Below are 19,291 nucleotides of genomic sequence, written 5' to 3' on the forward strand. Positions count from 1 at the left end.
CCATGGGCAAGGGTCGCGAACGCTACCGCCGGTCGTTGCCGTAGAGGGCGGCGGCGCGCTCCTCGAACGCGCCGATCATGCGGCGCAGCGCGGCGCCGAACACCTGACCGGCGAGCATTTCGAACATGCGGTTCTTGAACGCGAAATCGACCGAGAAATCGACCAGGCAGCCCCCTTCCCCATCGGGACAGAAGCGCCAGTCGTTGCGCAAGTACTTGAGCGGCCCGTCGACATATTCGACATGGATCGTCTCCGGCCGCTGCTTGCCGACCTTCGACGTGAAGGTTTCGCGCAAGCCCTTGAACCCGACGATCATGTCGGCGACCGTGGCGCTTTCGTCATCCTGCCGCACGCGCATCGCGGTGACCCACGGCAGGAATTCGGGGTAGCGGCGCACGTCCGCGACCAGATCGAACATCTGTTCGGGGGTGTACGGCAGGCGGCGTGTCTCAGCGTGCTTGGGCAAGCTTCGCCTCGCGCGCGGCCTTCATCTTCGCGAAATCGTCCCCGGCGTGATAGCTCGACCGTGTCAGCGGCGAGGAGGCGACCAGCAGGAACCCCTTCGCCCGCGCAATCGCGGCATAGGCATCGAACGCGGCCGGGGTGACGAAATCGGCAACCTTCGCATGACGCGGCGTGGGTTGCAGATACTGGCCCATCGTCAGGAAATCGATGTCGGCGGAGCGCATGTCGTCCATCACCTGGTGCACCTCCAGCCGCTCCTCGCCCAGCCCCAGCATGATGCCGGACTTGGTGAAGATCGACGGATCGAGCTTCTTCACGCTCTCCAGCAGGCGGATCGAGGCGTAATAGCGCGCGCCGGGGCGGATCGTGGGGTACAGCCGCGGCACCGTTTCCAGATTGTGATTATATACGTCCGGGCGGGCGGCGACGATGGCCTCCACCGCGGCTTCGTGCTTATTGCGGAAATCGGGCGTGAGGATTTCGATCGTGGTCGTCGGATTGGTCCGGCGGATCGCCTCGATCACCTTCACGAACTGCTTTGCCCCGCCGTCGGGCAGGTCATCGCGGTCAACGGAGGTCACGACGATATGCTCAAGCCCCATCTGCGCCGCCGCATCGGCGACGTTCTGCGGCTCCATGGGATCGACCGCGCGGGGCATCCCGGTCTTCACGTTGCAGAACGCGCAGGCGCGCGTGCACGTGTCGCCCAGGATCATCACCGTCGCGTGCTTCTTGGTCCAGCATTCGCCGATATTCGGGCAGGCCGCTTCCTCGCACACGGTTGTCAGGCTTTTGGCGCGCATCAGCGCGCGGGTCGCGGCGAACCCTTCGCTGGTCGGCGCCTTCACGCGGATCCAGTCGGGCTTGCGGGTGCGCTGGGGAGCCTTGATCGGTGTCAGGTCGTTCATGCGGCGCAGATAGCGATTCCGACGCCAACAGACAACGAAAGGGTTTTTGACGGATGAGCAAGTTCCACGATCTGATCGACGGCTATTACAAGTTCCGCGGCACCGAATGGCTGGAGGAACGCGACCGGTGGAAGGAACTGGCCGAGGGCCAGTCGCCGCGCGTGATGGTGATCGCCTGTTCCGACAGCCGGGTGGAGCCGGCGACGATCTTCGGCAGCCGTCCGGGCGAGATCTTCGTGGTGCGCAACGTCGCCAACCTGGTCCCGCCGTTCGAGACCGGCGGCGGGCTGCACGGCGTGTCGGCGGCGCTGGAATTCGCGGTCACCGTGCTGAAGGTCGACGAGATCCTGGTGCTGGGCCATGGCGCGTGCGGCGGCGTCAAGGCAGCGCTGTCGGGTGACCTGAAGGATGCGGCGCCGGGCGAAGGCGGGTTCGTCGCCTCGTGGATCAAGCTGCTGGACGATGCGCGCGCCAAGGTGATCGCCGAGCACGGCAAGACCCCGGAGGGCCAGACCGCGCTGGAGCAGGAGGGCGTGCGCACCTCGCTCAGGAACCTGATGACCTTCCCGTTCGTGAAGGAGCGGGTCGAGGCCGGGACGCTGGAGCTGCACGGCGCGGTCTTTGCGATCGCCGACGGCAAGCTGCGCGTGCTGCAGGACAGCGGCGCGTTCGAGCCGGCGTAACGCGCATCACCCTCACCCCTCCCTCTCCCGCCGGGAGAGGGAGGGAGGCGCGAAGCGCCGGAAGGGTGAGGGATCTACTCGCCCTTCGGCACTTCCGCGGTGGAGCGCAGGTTCAGTTCGCGCAGCTGCTTGGCGCTGACGAAGCTGGGCGCGCCCATCATCAGGTCTTCGGCCTTCTGCGTCATCGGGAAGACGATGACCTCGCGGATGTTCGGCTGATCGGCGAGCAGCATGACGATGCGGTCGACGCCCGGTGCCGAGCCGCCGTGCGGGGGCGCGCCGAACTTGAAGGCGTTGATCATGCCGGCGAAGTTCGTGTCGACGTCGGCCTGCGAATAGCCGGCGATCTCGAACGCCTTGTACATGATGTCAGGGCGGTGGTTGCGGATCGCGCCCGACGACAGTTCTACGCCGTTGCAGACGATATCGTACTGATAGGCGAGGATATCGAGCGGATCCTTGGTCTCCAGCGCCTCCAGTTCGCCCTGCGGCATCGAGAAGGGGTTGTGGCTGAAATCGACCTTCTTCGCGTCCTCGTCATATTCGAACATCGGGAAGTCGACGATCCAGCAGAATTCGAACCGCGACTGGTCGATCAGCCCGAGCTGTTCGGCGACGCGGGTGCGCGCCAGCCCGGCCAGTTTCGTCGCTTGCGCGACGGGGCCGGCGGCGAAGAACAGCCCGTCGTCGGGGCCGAGGCCGAGCGCGTCGGCCATCGCGGACATCTTGTCCTCGCCATGGTTCTTGGCGATCGGGCCGCCCCATTCGCCGCCCTTGCGCGTGGCATAGCCGAGGCCCGCGAACCCTTCCGACTGCGCCCAGGCGTTCATGTCGTCGAAGAACTTGCGGCTCTTGTCGGCGGTGCCCGGCGCGGGGATGGCGCGCACGACGTCGCCCGCCTCCACGATCGAGGCGAAGCGGCCGAAGCCGGAACCGGCGAACTGCGCGCTGACGTCGCTGATGAGGATCGGGTTGCGCAGGTCGGGCTTGTCGTTGCCGTATTTCAGCATCGATTCGCGGTACGGGATGCGCTTGAACGGCAGCGGGCTGACGGTGCGGCCCTTCCCCTGCCAGTCGGCGAATTCCTCGAACACGCCGTGCAGCACCGGCTCGATCGCGGCGAAGACGTCGTCCTGCGTGACGAAGCTCATCTCGAAATCGAGCTGGTAGAATTCGCCGGGCGAGCGGTCGGCGCGCGCATCCTCGTCGCGGAAACAGGGTGCGATCTGAAAATAGCGGTCGAAGCCGGCGACCATCAGCAGCTGCTTGAACATCTGCGGCGCCTGCGGCAGCGCGTAGAACTTCCCCGGATGGACGCGGCTGGGCACCAGATAGTCGCGCGCGCCCTCCGGCGAGGACGCGGTCAGGATCGGGGTCTGAAATTCGGTGAAGCCCTGGTCGATCATCCGGCGGCGCAGCGAGGCGATGACCGCCGAGCGCAGCATGATGTTGGCGTGCAGCTTTTCCCGGCGCAGGTCGAGGAAGCGGTTCCTGAGGCGGATCTCCTCGGGATATTCGGCATCGCCGAACACCGGCATCGGCAGTTCCGCCGCGGCGCTCTGCACCGTCGCGGCGCGGGCATAGACCTCGATCGCGCCGGTCGGCAGGTTGGGGTTCACGGTCGCTTCCGAGCGCAGCTTCACCGTGCCGTCGATCGTCACGACCGATTCGACGCGCAAGCCATCGAGCAGCGCCAGCGCGGGCGAATCGCTGTCCGCGACGATCTGGGTAATCCCGTAATGGTCGCGCAGGTCGACGAACAGCACGCCGCCGTGATCGCGCTTGCGATGGACCCAGCCCGACAGGCGGACGCTGGCGCCCGCATCGGAGGCGGTGAGCGCGGCGCAATGATGGGTGCGATAGGCGTGCATGGGTTTTCTCTGAGTGTACGTCACCCCAGCGAAAGCTGGGGTCTCCGGCGGCAAGCGCCCGCTCGCGGCATGAGACCCCAGCCTGCGCTGGGGTGACGGAATTGGGATACAGCGCGCCCCTCCCCCGTCCGAACCCTCTTTGTCAACCCGCGCGCACGGGTATATGGGCGTCGTCCTTATGCATGTTCATCCCCTCATCACCGACAGCGCGACGCTCGCCAACCTTTGCGCCCGCCTTTCCGACGCCCCGTTCGTGACGGTCGACACCGAGTTCATGCGCGAGAGCACCTATTATCCCGAGCTGTGCCTGATCCAGATCGCGGATACCGAGGAGGCGGCGGCGATCGACCCGATGGCGCCAGGGCTGGACCTGTCGCCGCTGCTGGCGCTGCTGACCGGCAATGAGGACGTGCTGAAGGTGTTCCACGCCGGCGGGCAGGACATCGAGATCATCTACAACCTGACCGGCAAGACCCCGCACCCGCTGTTCGATACGCAGGTGGCGGCGATGGCGCTGGGTCAGGGCGAGCAGATCGGCTATTCCAACCTGGTCGACAGCTGGCTGGGCATCCAGGTCGACAAGGGCGCGCGCTTCACCGACTGGGCGCGCCGCCCGCTGGACGCGCGGCAGATCGAGTATGCCATCGGCGACGTCACGCATCTGTCGGCGATCTTCCCCAAGATGCTGGAGCGGCTGAAGAAGACCGGGCGCGGCGCGTGGCTGGACCAGGAGATGGAGCGGCTGGCCGATCCGGCCAATTACGCCAACGACCCCGACCTGGCGTGGAAGCGCGTGCGCGTCGCCAGCCGCAAGCCCGACGTGCTGGGCCGGCTGAAGGCGATCGCGCGCTGGCGCGAACTGGAGGCGCAGGCCAAGGATCTGCCGCGCGGCCGCATCGTCAAGGACGAGACGATCGCCGACCTGGCCGGCCATCCGCCGCGCAAGCAGGCCGATCTGGCGAAGGTGCGCGGGCTGTCGCAGACCTGGGCGTCGAACGATATCGGTGCGCGGCTGATCGCGGCGATCGAGGGCGCGCGCCCGCTGTCCGACGACGAACTGCCGCCGCGCGACGACCGCAAGCCGGGCCTCGGGCGCGAGGGGGCGCTGGTCGCCGACCTGCTGAAGCTGCTGCTGAAGATCCGCGCGCGCGACATCGACGTCGCGCCGCGGCTGCTGGCGCGTGGCGAGGAGCTGGAGGCGCTGGCCGCCGGGCAGCGCAAGGGCCTGCAGATCCTGGAGGGCTGGCGCTACGACCAGTTCGGGCATGACGCGCTGGAACTGGTCGAGGGCCGGCTGGGCTTCGCGGTGCAGGGCGGCAAGCTGAAGATGACGCGGACCGAGGGGGTGGCGGCATGATGCGCGCGGTTATCGCGGTGGCGGCGCTGCCGGCGCTGGCCGCCTGTGCGCAGCAGCAGGGCGGCGGCCCCGCCTCGACCTCACCCGCGCCCGGCAGCGCGGTGGCCGAGGTGCCGGGTGCGAAATGCGACGCCAACCCGGCACAGGCGCTGATCGGGCAGCGGGCGGACGCGGTGGCCGATAAGGCGAAGCGCCTGTCCGGTGCGCGATCGGTGCGGCGCTATGTTACCGGCGCGATCCTGACGATGGATTTTCGAGCCGACCGGCTGAACGTCGAAACCGATGCCGGTGGGGTGATCGTCAAGCTGACCTGCGGGTAAGCGGGGCGGGAATACGCCCCGGCACCATGCCGGGGCGGTTCCTGTATTCGCCGCGCCGCTATGGCCGCTATGCCAGGCTGGGTTCGTGCCCCATCAGCGCCGACAGCGCACGGTGGCGTTTCTGGACGGCCTCTCCGTACAGCGCGGCATCGTCATCGGCGAGGCGCAGTCGCAGCCGTGATCCGTCGAGCGCCAGCGACGAGCGTTCCAGCGGGCCGGCGATACCGCCGCTGAGCCGCTGGCCGAGCCGCATCGCCAGCCCCCAGCGCATCGCACGGCGCAGGTCGGCCTCCCCCGCCAGTCCGGGAAGCGGCGCCGGGCTGGTGAGGTCGCCGCCCAGGCTGGTCCACAGCGCCTGCCCCAGCATCCCGCGTCCGCGCCCGTCGATCCCCACCCAATTGCCGTGGATCGCGATTTCCAGCCCGCGTTCGGCGCGGAATTCGGGGTTGGCGCGCCAGCCCACGTCGGCCAGCTGGCACGCGGCGATGCGGATGCGCGCGTCGGCGGCGCTGTCGTCACCGAACAGCGGGGCGATCCACTGCGCGAGCAGGTCGCCGTGTTCGGGAAAGCGCCCGCTGCGGCGGCCTTCGTCCCGCGCGGCGACGATCAGCGGATCCTGCGCCCGCACGTCGTCGGGCAGCGCGGCGTAGAGCAACCCCTCGCGCAGGCCGTAGGCGGACACCACCGTCCCGCTGCTGCGCAACTGGTCGAGCAAGGCCGACAGCAGTCCGGCGGCATCGAGCAGGGTCGGGATGCGGCCCGACGACAGGCCCGGGATCGCCTTCAGCCGCGCCTTGCCGACATGCGCCAGCGTGCGCCGCAGCCGTGCGATGGTGGCGGGGGGCATAGCATATTGGTGGATGACGGGCAGCGGGTAGCGGGTCGCCTCCATGTCGAGCCGCGCGAGCGCGCGCCACGACCCGCCGACCAGATAGAGCGGCAGGCCCTTCCCTGCGCCGATCCAGCCATGCTGCGCCAGCAGTTTCTGGACATGGCCGGCGAGCTTGCCCTTTTCGCGCAGCGGCCCGATCCGCAGGACGCCGAGCGGGAAGGACGTGCGCTGCAACAGCTCGCCGTTTTTCACCCGCACCAGTTCCAGGCTGCCGCCGCCCAGGTCGCCGACGATCCCGTCGGCGTCGGGAATGCCCGACAGCACGCCCATACCCGCGGCGCGGGCCTCCTCCTCGCCCGGCAGGATCTCGACGGTGAGGCCGGCGGCTTCGGCGATCGCGATCAGTGCCGCGCCGTTGCTGGCGTCGCGCACCGCCGCGGTGGCGACGGTGCGGATGCTGCCGACCGCCATTTCGCGGGCGAGCGCGGCGAAGCGGTGCAGCGCGGTGGCGGCCATCGCCATCGCCTGTTCGTCGATCTTACCCGATGCCGCCAGGCTGCGGCCAAGGCCAGCCAGCACCTTTTCGTTGAACAGCGTCGCGGGCAGCCGCGGCGGCCCTTGATAGACGACGAGGCGGATCGAATTCGATCCGATATCGATGATCGCGGTACGCGGCTCCTCGTCCGCGCCGGTGATGGCGGACATGATGCGGCGCGGCGACAGCGGCAGCGACATTCCCGGCAGCCTACGACCGGCGGCGCAGCGAAAGCGTCGGCACCTCGACCCCCGCCTCCAGCGCGGCGCCGCGGCCGGACAGCGACGGGTTGACCATGAAATAGCGGTGCAGGTTGAACCCCTTGGCATCGGCGGGCGGCTGGATCCGCACATAGCTGCCGTCGGATTGCAGATCCCAGCTCTGTTCGTTGTCGATGAGATTGGCGACCATCACCTGATCGAGGATCTGGTCGTGCACCGTCTCATTCTCGATCGGCAGCATATATTCGACGCGGCGGTCGAAGTTGCGCGGCATCCAGTCGGCCGAGGAGATGTAGACCAGCGCACCGTCGTTGGGCAGCGCCGCGCCGTTGCCGAACACCGCGATGCGGCTGTGCTCCAGGAAGCGGCCGACGACCGAGGTGACGCGGATATTGTCCGACATGCCCGGCACGCGCGGTTTCAGGCAGCAGATGCCGCGCACGATCAGCTCGATCTCCACCCCCGCGCCACTCGCCTCGTACAGTTTCTCGATGATCGTGGGATCGACCAGCGAGTTCATCTTGGCCCAGATGGCGGCGGGGCGACCGGCGCGGGCATTGGCGATCTCGGCGTCGATACAGGCCATCAGCTTCTTGCGCAGCGAGCGCGGGCTGAGGACGACCGTCTCCATGTCCTCCGGCTCGACATAGCCGGTGATGTAGTTGAACATCCGCGCCGCATCGCGCCCGATCGCGGGATCGGCGGTGAAGAAGCTGAGGTCGGTGTAGATGCGCGCGGTGACCGGGTGGTAGTTGCCGGTGCCGAAGTGGCAGTAGCTGCGGAACACCCCGCCCTCGCGCCGGACGACCATCGCGACCTTCGCATGGGTTTTCCAGTCGATGAAGCCGTACACCACCTGTACACCGGCACGCTCCAGCGCGCTGGCCCATTGCAGGTTCTGTTCCTCGTCGAAACGCGCCTTCAGTTCCACGACGGCGGTCACCGCCTTGCCGTTTTCCGCCGCGGCGATCAGCGCGTTGATGACCGCCGACTGCTTGCCCGCGCGATACAGGGTCTGCTTGATCGCGACGACGTCGGGATCGTTCGCAGCCTGTTTCAGGAAGGCCAGCACGACGTCGAACGTCTCATACGGATGGTGGACGACGATGTCCTTGGCGCGGATCGCGGCGAAACAGTCGCCGCCGAATTCGCGGATACGCTCCGGGAAACGCGGGGTGAAGGGCACGAACTTCAGGTCCGGGCGATCCTCATCCGCGAGCAGCGCCAGATCGCCGATGCCGAGCAGCGAGCCGGTTTCGGTGACGATCGCGTCGGAACCGCCCAGTTCGTCGCGCAGCACCGCGGCCAGCGGCTCGGGCATCCCGGTTTCCAGCTCCATCCGGATCACCCGCCCGCGCCGGCGCCGCTTGATGGCGTTGGCGAAATAACGGACCAGGTCCTCCGCTTCCTCCTCGATTTCGATATCGCTGTCGCGCAGGACGCGGAACTCGGCGGCGCCCAGCACGTCGTACCCGGGGAACAGCGTGCCGGAGAACCGCTTGAGCACCGATTCCACCGCAATGTAGCACGCCCCCTCCCCCGGCAGCCGGACGAAGCGCGGCATCGCGGCGGGGAGCATCACCAGTTCGCGGATCGGTTCCTTGTCCGAGCGGCGGACCAGATCGAACATCACCGCCATCCCCTTGTTCGGGAGGAACGGGAACGGATGCGCCGGGTCGAGCGCCTGGGGCGTGATGACGGGAAACAGCTGTTCGCGGAAATGCGTTTCGAGCCATGCCAGCTGCTCGGCATCCAGCGCGCTGTCGAGCGAGCGGTGGCCGGGGACGCGGATCCCGGCCTCCGCCATCTCGGCGCGGATGTCGCGCCACACCGATTGCTGGCTGGCCATCAGCGCATCCGCTTCGGCGACGATCGCGGACAGCTGCTGCGCCGGGGTGAGGCCGTCGGCGGAACGTGCGTCGACGTCCTGGATCTGCTGCCCCTTCAACCCTGCGACGCGCACCATGAAGAATTCGTCGAGGTTCCCGCCGGAGATCGCCAGGAAGCGCAGCCGTTCCAGCAGCGGGTGCGCGCGGTTGCACGCTTCGTCCAGGACGCGGCGGTTGAACGCCAGCCACGACAGTTCGCGGTTGAAATAGCGACCGCCGTCGCGATCGCGGAACGGATCGTCCAGCGCGTCGTCGGCATCGAGGCGCGCCATCTTGGGCGTTCGGGTCATGTCGTCTCGTCGCTCCGGTCGGTGAAGGCGGGCACCGCGTGCAGGGTTTCACGCGCCAGCGGGATGGACAAGCGCCGGCGGCCCGCCAGCGCCGCGCTGTCCAGCCTATCCATCGCGTCGATGACAGAAGCGTGACGACGCTCCACCCGGGCGACCAGCCAGGCGATCAGATCGGCCCGCGCGTCCAGCCGCCGCTGCGCGAAGCCGTGTTCGAACAGGGCGGTCATCAGCGCGTCGTCGGGCGGCGCGATCGTGGCGGTGGGGCTGGCATGAAGCCGCGAGCGCAGGTCGGGCAGCGCCACCTGCCATGCCGGCGGCGCGTCGTCGGCGATCAGCAGCAGCGGCCGGCCCGCCTCCTGCGCGCGGTTCCAGGCGTGGAACAACGCCTCCTCCGGCTCGCGATGGGCATCGTCGATCACCTGCGCGCCCGCGCGCGCGGCGAAGATCCGGCCCAGCAGCGAGCGTCCCGACCGCGGCGGCCCGGCGAGCACCGCGGTGCGCACCGGCCAGGTCGCCCAGCGTTCGAGCATCGCGACGGCGACCGCATTGGAAGGGCTGACGAGAAACTCGGCATCGCGCGCGTCGGGTTGCCATGCCAGCGGCAGCGCGATCTGGCTCATCCGGTGGGCGATCCCAGCGCGCGCACGTCGGGGGGCAGCAATTGCGGTGCGCGGCGGATGCGGATCGTGGTGCCGTTGCCGAACACCTGCCAGCCGCGCGCCTCCAGCGCGGCGCGGAAGGCATCGGGCGTGCCGGCATAGCCGACCGTCATCAGCGACACGCCGCCCAGCGCCAGGCTGGTGGTGGAGGCGCTGGCGACGCCCGGCACGCCGCGCATCGCCGCCTCCCCGCCGGTCACCGCGCCGGCATCGGGGGTATCGAACTGGACGGTGATATTGGTGGACGGCGTCGCCGGGGCGAGCGTGTCGAGCAGGTCGTCGACCGTCTGCCCGGGCGTCGGCGTCGCCACCGGCATGATCGGATTGAGGCCGCTGTCGGCGCGCAGATAGCCGCCGCGCAGCCCCTCCTGATAGGCCGCGTCCATCCGCCGCACGCCTTCGTCGAGCAGCGCGGGCAGCCCCGCGGCCTTGCCGACGCGCAGCGTGAAGGTGCGCAGCAGGCGGTTGTCGGGGCCGTAGCGCGCCTCGAACACGCCCACCACCGGGCCGCCGGGCCATTGGCGGTACAGGCGGACCGTGGGGATCAGCACGTCGCTGCCGCCATATTGGTCGATCACCGCGCGCCACCACGCGCGGTCGGGCCGCTGCGTTTGCCCGACGTCGAGCAGCAACGGGTCCGGGCCGGTGCCGGCCGGGCGGATATAGTCGATGGTGCTGCCGCCGGTGCGGAACCGTGCCCATGCCTCCTGCCAGACGGTGCGCTGTTCGAACGTGGTGCCCACGCCGGTCGACCATTGCACCGGGACGACGACGAACGGTGGCGAGCGGCTGACGAAGGCGGAAACGCCCAGCAGCGCCGAGGTGCGCGCGCGATCGAACAGCACGCCGAGTCGCGCGATGTAGCGATTCGGCCCGATCTGTTCGCGATCGACGACGATCGCCGAGACGATCGAATCGAGCGTGCCGTCGGTCGCGCCGCCGCCGCCCGCGCCCAGCCGCTGCGACAGCTGGACGAACGCCTTGCGTTGCGCCTCGCGCCAGCCGGCGAGCCGCGCGGCCTCCGCATTGGGGCCGCTGGTATCGACGGTGATGCCGGCGACTTCGAAATCGTTGGAGCTGTCGACCGCCGCGACGCCGCGATCGGCACCGTCGATCTGCGCCACGACGGCAACGGCGCCCAGCGCGGCGACCGCAACGGCCGAGGCCAGGGCGACAGGAAGACGGACACGCATGTTGCGCGTCTTTTGGCGAAGCAGGCGTGGAAATCCAAGCGCGATATGTCTAGGCGCATCCGCCATGAGCACCGAAGGACGCAACGAGCCCTACACCTATGAGAGCGCGGGCGTGTCGATCGCCACCAGCAACGCGCTGGTCCGCGCGATCGCGCCGTTGGCGCGCGCGACGCGGCGGCCGGGCGCCGACGCCGATCTGGGCGGGTTCGGCGGCTTCTTCGATCTGAAGGCGGCGGGGTTCACCGATCCGCTGCTGGTCGCGGCCAACGACGGCGTGGGCACCAAGCTGAAACTCGCGATCGAATGGGATCGCCATGCCGGGGTGGGCATCGACCTGGTCGCGATGTGCGCCAACGACCTGATCGTTCAGGGCGCCGAGCCGCTGTTCTTCCTGGATTATTACGCGACGGGGAAACTCGACAATGCCGTTGCGGAGAGCGTCGTCGCATCGATCGCCGAAGGGTGCCGGATCGCGGGTTGCGCGCTGATCGGCGGGGAAACCGCGGAGATGCCGGGCATGTATGCCGCCGGTGACTACGATCTGGCCGGCTTCTGCGTCGGCGCGGTGGAGCGCAGCGACGTGCTGACCGGCGCGGCGATCGGCGCGGGCGACGTGATCCTGGGGCTGGCGTCGTCGGGGGTGCATTCCAACGGCTTCTCGCTGGTCCGGCGGCTGGCCGCGGACAAGGGATGGAAGCTCGATCGCCCCGCGCTGTTCGATCAGGACAGGCTGCTGATCGATCACCTGATGGCGCCGACGCGTATCTACGTCAAAAGCCTGCTGCCGCTGCTGAAGGCGCATCGGATCAAGGGGCTGGCGCATATCACCGGCGGCGGCCTGCTGGAGAACATCCCGCGCGTGCTGCCGCGCGAGGCGCATGCGGTGGTCGATGCCGATGCGTGGGAACAGCCGCGGCTGATGGCGTTCCTGCAGGCGCAGGGCGGGATCGAGCCGGAGGAGATGGCGCGCACGTTCAACTGCGGCATCGGAATGGTCGCGATCGTCGCCGCCGATGCCGCGGATGCGGTGGCGGAGGAACTGATCGCCGCCGGCGAGACCGTCTTCACGATCGGCCGGATCGAGGCGGGCGCGCGCGGCTGCACCGTGACCGGCAGCACCGAGACATGGAGCGCGCGGGCCGACTGGACCGCGACGCACGGCGCATGACCGGCGCCCCGGCCCTGGCGAAGGTCGCGGTGCTGATCTCCGGCCGGGGATCGAACATGCAGGCGCTCGCCGCCCATGCCGGCGATGCCTATGAGATCGTCGTCGTCGCTTCGGACAAACCGGAGGCGGCGGGGCTCGCCTGGGCGTTGCAGGCGGGGCTGCCGACCTTCGCGCTGTCGCCAAGGGGAATCGGCAAACAGGCCTATGAAGCGGCGCTGGACGCGGCGTTGCGTGAGGCCGGGGCGGAATGGATCGCGCTGGCCGGTTACATGCGGCTGCTGTCGGACGATTTCGTCGCGCGCTGGCGCGGGCGGATCGTCAACATCCACCCCTCGCTATTGCCGAAGTACAAGGGGCTGGACACGCATGCGCGCGCGATCGCGGCCGGCGATGCCGAGGCGGGCTGTTCGGTCCATCTGGTGACCGAGGAGCTGGACGGGGGCGAGGTGCTGCGCCAGGCGCGCGTGCCGATCCTGCCCGGCGACACGCCCGACACGCTGGCAGAGCGCGTGCTGGCGGCGGAACACCGGTTGTATCCCGCCGTTCTGGCGGACATGGTACGCCGATGACCGACGCCCTCGACCGGATCCGCGCCGCCGCGCTGCTGCTCCCGGAGGTCGAGGAGCGGGTGAGCCACGGGCAGCCGACGTTCTTCGTTGCGGGCAAGCAGTTCGCGCAGTTTCGCGACAATCACCACGGCGACGGACGGACGGTGGTGTGCGTGCGCACCAGCGGCGCGGACGAACAGGCGATGCTGATCGACGCGGCGCCGGAAACCTATTCGCGCCCGGCTTATCTGGGGCCCGCGGGCTGGGTCTCGGTGAACGTGGCCACGGCGGACGTCGACTGGACGCTGGTAGAGGACCGGATCGCGCGCAGTTGGGAACTGGCCGCGCCGGGGCGACTGCTGGAGGCCGGCGGGCGGTGAGCGACGGCGCCGAGCCCTCACCCGACACGCCGCCGGAAACGCGCGAGGAACGGCGGGAAGCCGCCGCGACGCGGCGGCGCTGGGTGACGCTGGCGGAAGTGGTGGCGGTCGCCGGGCTGCTGATCGGCGCCCTGACATTGTGGCTGAGCTGGAGCGACAAGCGCGCGGAGCAGGCAGAGAAGATCGCCGAACAACGCGCGGCCGCGCGCGAGCGTGGCCGCGTCGACCTGTCGGCGAGCGTCGAGGACGGCGGCCGGGTGCTGGCGCTGAAGGACGAGCGGCACGAATTGAGCGAGGCGCGCATCGTCTTCCCGCGGACGCTGGGCATCCCGGCGCAGCGACCGGCGGGCGATCCGCAGATCGACGCGGACTGGTTCGCCGGCGCGCTGCTGGCGGCGACCGACAAGGGTGACGACCGCCGGTCGGGGCGGCTGCCGGTGCTGGTGACCGTCCGCTACTTCGACGGGGACACCCCGCGCGTCGCCACCGACACCTATGATGTGGTGTGGCGGACGGAAGGACGGCTCCTGCGCGGCCGGGTGCTCAAGCTGGACGGTCTGCGACTTCGCCAGCGCGGCGGCGACCAGGCGACGCTGGATGCGGCCTGGGCGCGGCTTGCACCGTAGGGCTTACAGGTCGCGGGCGTAGATGCGATCGTCGCACCACGTCACGCCGACCTTGAAACGGCGTTCGGCGGCGACGGCGAAGCCCTGTCGTTCGTAGAAGGCGCGGGCGCGGGCATTGCCGGCGAACACCCCCAGCCACATCCGGCGCGCACCCAGCGCGCGTCCATCGGCGATCGCCTGCGCCATCAGCGCAGCGCCCAGCCCGGTGCCGCGCGCGGCCGACAGCGTGTAGATGCGACGCAGCTCGATATCGCCGGGGCCGGTTTCGCCCACTTCGTCCGGCGGGGTGAGCAGCGAATAGCCGACCGGGGCGGCGCCGACGGCATGTTCGGCGAGCGTCAGCACCGCGGCGGGATCGGTACTCCACGCCGCGAACTGTTCGGGCCGGCTCTTGCCGTCGAGATGCGCCAGGATGTCCGCGCCCGACAGCACGCCGGCGAAGGTATCCAGAAAGCTGGCGCGTGCGACCAGCGCGACGGCGGCGGCATCGTCCACCGACGCACGCCGCAGCCGCCAGGCGGTCATCAGCCGACGATCTCTTCGGGCTTGAAGAAGTACGCGATCTCGATCGCGGCATTCTCGTCCGAATCCGAACCGTGGACGGTGTTCGCCTCGATCGATTCGGCCAGTTCCTTGCGGATCGTGCCCGGCGCGGCGTTTTCCGGATTGGTGGCACCCATGATGTCGCGGTTGCGCTGCATCGCGTTCTCGCCTTCCAGCACCTGCACGACGACCGGGCCGGAGGTCATGAACGCGACCAGATCGTTGAAGAACGGGCGCTCCTTGTGGACCGCGTAGAAGCCCTCGGCCTGCTCCTTCGTCATCTGGATCCGCTTGGAGGCGACGACGCGCAGGCCGGCTTCCTCCAGCATCTTGGTGACCGCGCCGGTCAGGTTGCGGCGCGTGGCGTCGGGCTTGATGATCGAAAAGGTACGGTTCGCGGCCATGACGGTCACGGGCTCCTGAAAATGAGGATTGCGGAAAAGTGGCGCCGCCCTAGGCCCGACGTCGCGGCGATGCAAGCCGTGGGTGGCGTCAGGCGGCCTGTTCCCAGCGGCCGGCGTCATTCTGTTTCCAGTAGCGCCGCTCCACCCCGTCGCGCGCCGCCAGCGATTTCCATGCGATCCGCGCCGCGGCGATATGATCGTCATCGAAGAAGTGGAACGCGCGGTCGAAATCGAGCGCGGCGTCGCGCCATTCGCCGTCGACCAGCGCGACATGGCGCGCGCCGTTGGCGGGCGTGATGTCGCCCGCGATCAGCACCGGCTGGCGCGCGTCGTCGGCGGTGCCCGCGACCGCATGGGGCAGGAAGCTGTCGGGCGTGTGGCTCCACAACAGCCGGTCGAGCGCGGCCTGCCGATCGGGCGCGGCGGCGACGATCAGCAGGCGCGCGCCGCTCGCCACCACCTTCTCGGCGATCTGCGGCAGCGCGCGTTCCAGCGGCGTGTGCACCAGATGATAGAAATCGACCTGCACCACGCGCCGCCCGCCCGCCTTATGCCTCGCGGTCGGCGATGAAGCGGTCGAGGACGCGCACGCCGAAGCCGGTCGCACCCTTCGCCCAGGTCGGGCCGTCCTTGTCCGCCCACACCATGCCGGCGATGTCGAGATGCGCCCAGGTCACGCCCTTGTCGATATAGCGTTGCAGGAACTGCGCGGCGGTGATCGATCCCGCGCCGCGCGGGCCGACGTTCTTCATGTCGGCGATCGGCGAATCGATCAGCTTGTCGTAGGCCTCCGACAGCGGGAAGCGCCACAGCTGGTCGCCCGAGCTGCGCCCCGCCGCCAGCAGCGCGTCGGCCAGCGGATCGTCATTGGCGAACAGCCCGCCATATTCGTTGCCCAGGCTGACGATCATCGCGCCGGTCAGCGTGGCGAGATCGACGATCGTCGCCGGCTTGTGGACGCTCTGCACCCAGGTCAGGCAGTCGCACAGCACCAGCCGCCCCTCGGCATCGGTGTTGATGACCTCGACCGTCTGGCCCGACATGCTGGTGACGACGTCGCCGGGGCGCTGCGCATTGCCGTCGGGCATGTTTTCGACCAGCCCCATCACGCCGACGACATTGGCCTTCGCGCCGCGCCGTGCGAGCGACAGCATCGCCCCCGCGACCGCGCCGGCGCCGCCCATGTCCCACTTCATGTCCTCCATGCCGGCCGCCGGCTTGATCGAGATGCCGCCGGTGTCGAACGTCACGCCCTTGCCGACCAGCGCGGTGACCGGCGCCCCCTCGCCCGCGCCGTTCCACTTGAGCGCCAGGATGCGCGGCGCACGCGCCGACCCCTGCGCCACGCCCAGCAGCGCGCCCATGCCCAGCTCACGCATCTGCGCCTCGTCCAGCACCGTTGCCTCCAGCCCGAGGCCGTCGATCGCCGCCAGCACGCGCTCCACGAACGTTTCCGGGTAGAGCACGTTAGGCGGCAGCGCGGCGAGCGTGCGGGCAAGGTCGAGCCCGGCGGTCACCGCCTCGCGCGCCGGCCAGGCGGCATCGTCGCCGACCACCGTCAGCGCGGCCAGCGTCGGCTTCTGCTTTTCGGGGAGCCTGGTGCGATATTCGTCGAACCGCCACGCGCGCTGCGCGGCGCCGGCCGCGAACCGCGCGGTCGCGGCGGCATCGACCCCCGACAGATCGGCGACCGCCGACGTAGCGCCGGAGGTGAGCAGCCGCGCGGTCAGCGCGCCGCCGGCGCGTTCGTAGGCCGCGTCGTCACCGGTGCCGACGCCCAGCAGCACGATGCGCTGCGCAATGCCGTCAGCGGCGACGAACAGTTCGGCGCTGCTGCCGGCCTCCCCCTCGAACCGCGCACCGCGCGCCGCCGCCTCGATCAGCGCATCGGCGCCGGCGACCAGCCCGGTCAGCGCGTCGCCCTTCCGTACGGGCAATGCCAGGACGGCGGCATCGGCGGGGCGGCTGGGGGCGAACGCGATCTTCATCTACACATACCTTTCGTTCCGTCCCGGCTCCCTAGCCGCTGGCGGGGCGCGGCGCAAAGCGTTGCAGCACGCGCCGCGCGATGCGATAGGGCGGCGACGATGCGCCCTTGCCATTCCGGCGGCGCACCATGCGGTCGACGGGAGCAACGTGAGGCGTCTGGATCTTCTCGCCGGTGGTGCGATCTGGTTGTCGATGGCGGGACCGGCCGCCGCCCAGACGTTGCAGGATCGCCCCGTCGCGCCCCCCGCGCCGGCCATCGAAAGCACCGCCGCGCCCGTGGCGGCGGATCAGGTGCAGTTCAGCGCCGGCACGCTGGAATATGACTATAACGCCGATATCGTGACCGCCGCGGGCGCGGTGCGGATGACGCGCGAGGGCGACCGGCTGCGCGCCGACAAGGTGGAGTGGAACCGCAAGATCGGGCGCGTCGTGGCGACCGGCAACGTCGCGGTGACGAACCCGCAGGGTGACGTCGCCTATGGCGATTCGATCGAGCTGACCGATTCGCTGAAGGACGGCGTGGTCGACAACATCCTGGTCGTGCTGGAACGCGGCGGGCGGATCGCGGCGGTCCGCGGCACGCGCCAGCAGGACGGCACGGTGCTGCTGGATCGCGCGGCCTTCTCGCAATGCCCGGTGACCGACAGCGACGGCTGCCCCAAGGAACCGTCGTGGAAGATCACCGCGGTCAAGGTGACGTACCGCCCCGACCGCGAGCGCGTCTATTTCGACCAGGCGCGCTTCCACCTTCTGGGCCTCACCAGCCCGGCGCTGCCGCGGTTCAGCGTGCCGGTGGGCGAGGCGAACGATACCGGGCTGCTGACGCCGGGGATCGGGATCACGCGGCTGAACGGTGTCGAACTGGTGCTGCCGATCAATATCGCGCTGGGGCAGGATCGCTCGCTGATCGTCGCGCCGCACCTGTTCTCCTCCGAACTGCCGATGCTGGAGATGCGCTATGCGCAGGTGACGCAGCTCGGCGCCTTCTCGCTGACCGGCTACGCCACCAGCAGCCGGCGCAGCGGCGACCTGTCGGGCGGGTTCACCACCGAGACGGAACGGGCGCTGCGGGGCTATCTGGACGGCAAGGCGCGGTTCCAGCTCGACCCGAACTGGTCGCTGTCGGGATCGCTGCGGATGGTCACCGACCGCACGTTCCTGCGCCGCTACGACATCTCGCGCGAGGATCGGCTGCGCACGCATGTCGCGCTGGAGCGGATCGACGCCGACAGCTATTTGTCGATCGCCGGCTGGGCGGTGCAGACGCTGCGCGTCGGCGAACGGCAGGGCATGCAGCCAGTCGCTTTGCCGGAAATCGACTATCGCCGGCGCTTCACCGACGCGCTGCTGGGCGGTACGATCCAGGTGCAGGCCAATACGCTGGCGATCGGGCGACGCGCCGGGCAGGACACGCAGCGCGCGTTCGTCAGCGCGCGCTGGGACTGGCGCGGGATCACCACGTTGGGGCAGGAAGTGTTGCTGACCGCCTTCGGCCGCGGCGACGCCTATAACACCAGCGGCAGTGCGGCGACGACGATCGCCAGCTATCGCGGGCTGGACGGGTTCCAGACGCGCGCGATCGGCGCATTGGCCGCCGAGGTGCGCTGGCCGTTCGTCGGGCAGTTGCTGGGCGGCTTCCAGCGGTTTGCGCCGCGCCTGCAGATCGTCGCGACCCCGCCGACCCGCAACCTGGCCGTCCCCAACGAGGATGCGCGCGCGGTGGATCTGGAGGATTCGAACCTGTTCGCGCTGAACCGCTTCCCCGGATACGACCGGTGGGAGGATTCGAGCCGCGTCACCTATGGCGCCGACTGGTCGCTGGACCTGACCGGGGTCGCGGTTTCCGCGACGGTGGGGCAGAGCTATCGCCTCAACGACCGGCCGACGATCCTGCCCAGCGGGACGGGCCTGTCCGATCGCTTCTCCGACATCGTCGGGCGCACCAACGTGCGGATCGGCGAGTTCGTGACGTTCACCCATCGCTATCGCCTGGACAAGGACAATCTGGCGGTACGCCGGAACGAGATCGACGCGACGGTCGGTTCGCGCCGCACCTATGCGACGGTCGGTTATCTGCGGCTCAACCGCAACATCCAGGGGCTGGAGGATCTGCAGGACCGCGAGGAGGTGCGCGCGGGCGGGCGGCTGGCGTTCGCGCGTTACTGGTCGGTGTGGGGATCGGCGATGATCGACCTGACCGACCGTGCGGAAGACCCGCTGTCGCAGTCGGACGGCTTCACCCCGATCCGCCACCGCGTGGGTGTCGCCTATGAAGACGATTGTATCGATCTGGGGCTGACGTGGCGGCGCGACTATCAGTCGACCGGCGACGCGCGCGCCGGCAACAGCTATCTGTTGACGCTTTCCTTGAAGAACCTCGGCCGCTAAGCCACGGTTCAGCTGACATCGG

At 69.4% G+C, this 19,291-nt stretch carries 19 protein-coding genes; 8 read left to right on the forward strand and 11 right to left on the reverse strand.

Going from position 1 to position 19,291, the window contains the following annotated elements:
• Positions 1–22: 22 nt before the first annotated feature.
• A complete protein-coding gene (locus tag AX685_RS14035; RefSeq protein WP_066489749.1) occupies positions 23–466 on the reverse strand; it encodes a type II toxin-antitoxin system RatA family toxin in 444 nt (147 codons plus the stop codon).
• Positions 450–1,373, reverse strand: coding sequence for a lipoyl synthase (gene lipA / locus AX685_RS14040; protein ID WP_066489750.1), 924 nt, complete (start codon positions 1,371–1,373; stop codon positions 450–452). The genes AX685_RS14035 and lipA overlap by 17 nt, the downstream gene beginning before the upstream one ends.
• Before the next feature lie 53 nt (positions 1,374–1,426).
• On the opposite strand from lipA, the gene AX685_RS14045 reads away from it, so the two are divergent.
• The gene (locus tag AX685_RS14045; protein ID WP_066489751.1) at positions 1,427–2,056 is read left to right on the forward strand and encodes a carbonic anhydrase; all 630 of its coding nucleotides are present in this window, start codon (positions 1,427–1,429) and stop codon (positions 2,054–2,056) included.
• Between the two features lie 74 nt (positions 2,057–2,130).
• On the opposite strand, the gene aspS is transcribed toward AX685_RS14045, so the two are convergent.
• Positions 2,131–3,927, reverse strand: coding sequence for an aspartate--tRNA ligase (aspS, locus tag AX685_RS14050; protein WP_066489752.1), 1,797 nt, complete (start codon positions 3,925–3,927; stop codon positions 2,131–2,133).
• 178 nt (positions 3,928–4,105) lie between these two features.
• Here aspS and rnd point away from each other — a divergent pair, with 178 nt between their 5' ends.
• Both rnd and AX685_RS14060 read left to right on the forward strand, forming a co-directional pair.
• Positions 4,106–5,284: a ribonuclease D gene (gene rnd / locus AX685_RS14055; RefSeq protein WP_082740980.1), complete on the forward strand. Its 1,179-nt coding sequence runs from the start codon at positions 4,106–4,108 to the stop codon at positions 5,282–5,284.
• Complete coding sequence (locus tag AX685_RS14060; protein WP_066489755.1) at positions 5,281–5,604, forward strand: I78 family peptidase inhibitor; 324 nt, start codon at positions 5,281–5,283, stop codon at positions 5,602–5,604. Before rnd ends, AX685_RS14060 begins: the two co-directional genes overlap by 4 nt.
• Positions 5,605–5,671: 67 nt before the next feature.
• Here AX685_RS14060 and AX685_RS14065 read toward each other — a convergent pair whose 3' ends face one another.
• Genes AX685_RS14065 through AX685_RS14080 form a run of 4 tightly spaced genes read right to left on the reverse strand, consistent with a single transcriptional unit; the run spans position 5,672 to position 11,223 of the window.
• Positions 5,672–7,171 carry a Ppx/GppA family phosphatase gene (locus AX685_RS14065; protein ID WP_082740977.1) on the reverse strand — a complete coding sequence of 500 codons (1,500 nt, stop codon included), beginning with the start codon at positions 7,169–7,171 and terminating at the stop codon, positions 5,672–5,674.
• 10 nt (positions 7,172–7,181) lie between these two features.
• Positions 7,182–9,353: an RNA degradosome polyphosphate kinase gene (locus tag AX685_RS14070; protein ID WP_231738888.1), complete on the reverse strand. Its 2,172-nt coding sequence runs from the start codon at positions 9,351–9,353 to the stop codon at positions 7,182–7,184.
• Positions 9,354–9,367: 14 nt separating this feature from the next.
• Positions 9,368–9,991: an HdaA/DnaA family protein gene (locus tag AX685_RS14075; RefSeq protein ID WP_066489758.1), complete on the reverse strand. Its 624-nt coding sequence runs from the start codon at positions 9,989–9,991 to the stop codon at positions 9,368–9,370.
• Positions 9,988–11,223: a hypothetical protein gene (locus AX685_RS14080; protein WP_066489759.1), complete on the reverse strand. Its 1,236-nt coding sequence runs from the start codon at positions 11,221–11,223 to the stop codon at positions 9,988–9,990. The genes AX685_RS14075 and AX685_RS14080 overlap by 4 nt, the downstream gene beginning before the upstream one ends.
• Positions 11,224–11,287: 64 nt before the next feature.
• On the opposite strand from AX685_RS14080, the gene purM reads away from it, so the two are divergent.
• The 4 genes from purM to AX685_RS14100 are packed head-to-tail and all read left to right on the forward strand — an operon-like array spanning position 11,288 to position 13,945.
• A complete protein-coding gene (gene purM, locus AX685_RS14085; RefSeq protein WP_066489760.1) occupies positions 11,288–12,391 on the forward strand; it encodes a phosphoribosylformylglycinamidine cyclo-ligase in 1,104 nt (367 codons plus the stop codon).
• A complete protein-coding gene (gene purN / locus AX685_RS14090) occupies positions 12,388–12,960 on the forward strand; it encodes a phosphoribosylglycinamide formyltransferase (RefSeq protein ID WP_066489796.1) in 573 nt (190 codons plus the stop codon). The genes purM and purN overlap by 4 nt, the downstream gene beginning before the upstream one ends.
• Complete coding sequence (locus tag AX685_RS14095; protein WP_066489761.1) at positions 12,957–13,319, forward strand: MmcQ/YjbR family DNA-binding protein; 363 nt, start codon at positions 12,957–12,959, stop codon at positions 13,317–13,319. The genes purN and AX685_RS14095 overlap by 4 nt, the downstream gene beginning before the upstream one ends.
• Positions 13,316–13,945 (forward strand): hypothetical protein, encoded by a 630-nt coding sequence (locus AX685_RS14100; RefSeq protein WP_066489763.1) that lies wholly within the window; start codon positions 13,316–13,318, stop codon positions 13,943–13,945. The genes AX685_RS14095 and AX685_RS14100 overlap by 4 nt, the downstream gene beginning before the upstream one ends.
• Positions 13,946–13,948: 3 nt before the next feature.
• On the opposite strand, the gene AX685_RS14105 is transcribed toward AX685_RS14100, so the two are convergent.
• From AX685_RS14105 to AX685_RS14120, 4 genes are all read right to left on the reverse strand, one after another.
• A complete protein-coding gene (locus AX685_RS14105; protein WP_066489766.1) occupies positions 13,949–14,470 on the reverse strand; it encodes a GNAT family N-acetyltransferase in 522 nt (173 codons plus the stop codon).
• Positions 14,470–14,892, reverse strand: a complete 423-nt coding sequence (gene ndk / locus AX685_RS14110) for a nucleoside-diphosphate kinase (protein WP_066489768.1) — start codon at positions 14,890–14,892, stop codon at positions 14,470–14,472. Before ndk ends, AX685_RS14105 begins: the two co-directional genes overlap by 1 nt.
• A gap of 88 nt (positions 14,893–14,980) precedes the next feature.
• Positions 14,981–15,421 (reverse strand): DNA polymerase III subunit chi, encoded by a 441-nt coding sequence (locus AX685_RS14115; RefSeq protein ID WP_066489798.1) that lies wholly within the window; start codon positions 15,419–15,421, stop codon positions 14,981–14,983.
• A 19-nt stretch (positions 15,422–15,440) separates the two neighbouring features.
• On the reverse strand, positions 15,441–16,880 hold the full coding sequence (locus AX685_RS14120) for a leucyl aminopeptidase (RefSeq protein WP_066489770.1): 1,440 nt from the start codon (positions 16,878–16,880) through the stop codon (positions 15,441–15,443).
• Positions 16,881–17,073: 193 nt separating this feature from the next.
• On the opposite strand from AX685_RS14120, the gene AX685_RS14125 reads away from it, so the two are divergent.
• A complete protein-coding gene (locus AX685_RS14125; RefSeq protein WP_197418626.1) occupies positions 17,074–19,269 on the forward strand; it encodes an LPS-assembly protein LptD in 2,196 nt (731 codons plus the stop codon).
• Positions 19,270–19,291 lie beyond the last annotated feature (22 nt).

The organism is Sphingomonas sp. CCH9-F2 (assembly GCF_001556735.1).
Taxonomy (GTDB): domain Bacteria; phylum Pseudomonadota; class Alphaproteobacteria; order Sphingomonadales; family Sphingomonadaceae; genus Sphingomonas; species Sphingomonas ginsenosidimutans.

Excerpts from the sequence above, each read along its gene's own strand:
- lipA (WP_066489750.1), bottom strand. The coding sequence starts at position 1,373 with ATGAACGACCTGACACCGATCAAGGCTCCCCAGCGCACCCGCAAGCCC.
- AX685_RS14045 (WP_066489751.1), top strand. The coding sequence starts at position 1,427 with ATGAGCAAGTTCCACGATCTGATCGACGGCTATTACAAGTTCCGCGGC.
- aspS (WP_066489752.1), bottom strand. The coding sequence starts at position 3,927 with ATGCACGCCTATCGCACCCATCATTGCGCCGCGCTCACCGCCTCCGAT.
- rnd (WP_082740980.1), top strand. The coding sequence starts at position 4,106 with ATGCATGTTCATCCCCTCATCACCGACAGCGCGACGCTCGCCAACCTT.
- AX685_RS14060 (WP_066489755.1), top strand. The coding sequence starts at position 5,281 with ATGATGCGCGCGGTTATCGCGGTGGCGGCGCTGCCGGCGCTGGCCGCC.
- AX685_RS14065 (WP_082740977.1), bottom strand. The coding sequence starts at position 7,171 with ATGTCGCTGCCGCTGTCGCCGCGCCGCATCATGTCCGCCATCACCGGC.
- AX685_RS14070 (WP_231738888.1), bottom strand. The coding sequence starts at position 9,353 with ATGGCGCGCCTCGATGCCGACGACGCGCTGGACGATCCGTTCCGCGAT.
- AX685_RS14075 (WP_066489758.1), bottom strand. The coding sequence starts at position 9,991 with ATGAGCCAGATCGCGCTGCCGCTGGCATGGCAACCCGACGCGCGCGAT.
- AX685_RS14080 (WP_066489759.1), bottom strand. The coding sequence starts at position 11,223 with ATGCGTGTCCGTCTTCCTGTCGCCCTGGCCTCGGCCGTTGCGGTCGCC.
- purM (WP_066489760.1), top strand. The coding sequence starts at position 11,288 with ATGAGCACCGAAGGACGCAACGAGCCCTACACCTATGAGAGCGCGGGC.
- purN (WP_066489796.1), top strand. The coding sequence starts at position 12,388 with ATGACCGGCGCCCCGGCCCTGGCGAAGGTCGCGGTGCTGATCTCCGGC.
- AX685_RS14095 (WP_066489761.1), top strand. The coding sequence starts at position 12,957 with ATGACCGACGCCCTCGACCGGATCCGCGCCGCCGCGCTGCTGCTCCCG.
- AX685_RS14105 (WP_066489766.1), bottom strand. The coding sequence starts at position 14,470 with ATGACCGCCTGGCGGCTGCGGCGTGCGTCGGTGGACGATGCCGCCGCC.
- ndk (WP_066489768.1), bottom strand. The coding sequence starts at position 14,892 with ATGGCCGCGAACCGTACCTTTTCGATCATCAAGCCCGACGCCACGCGC.
- AX685_RS14120 (WP_066489770.1), bottom strand. The coding sequence starts at position 16,880 with ATGAAGATCGCGTTCGCCCCCAGCCGCCCCGCCGATGCCGCCGTCCTG.
- AX685_RS14125 (WP_197418626.1), top strand. The coding sequence starts at position 17,074 with ATGGCGGGACCGGCCGCCGCCCAGACGTTGCAGGATCGCCCCGTCGCG.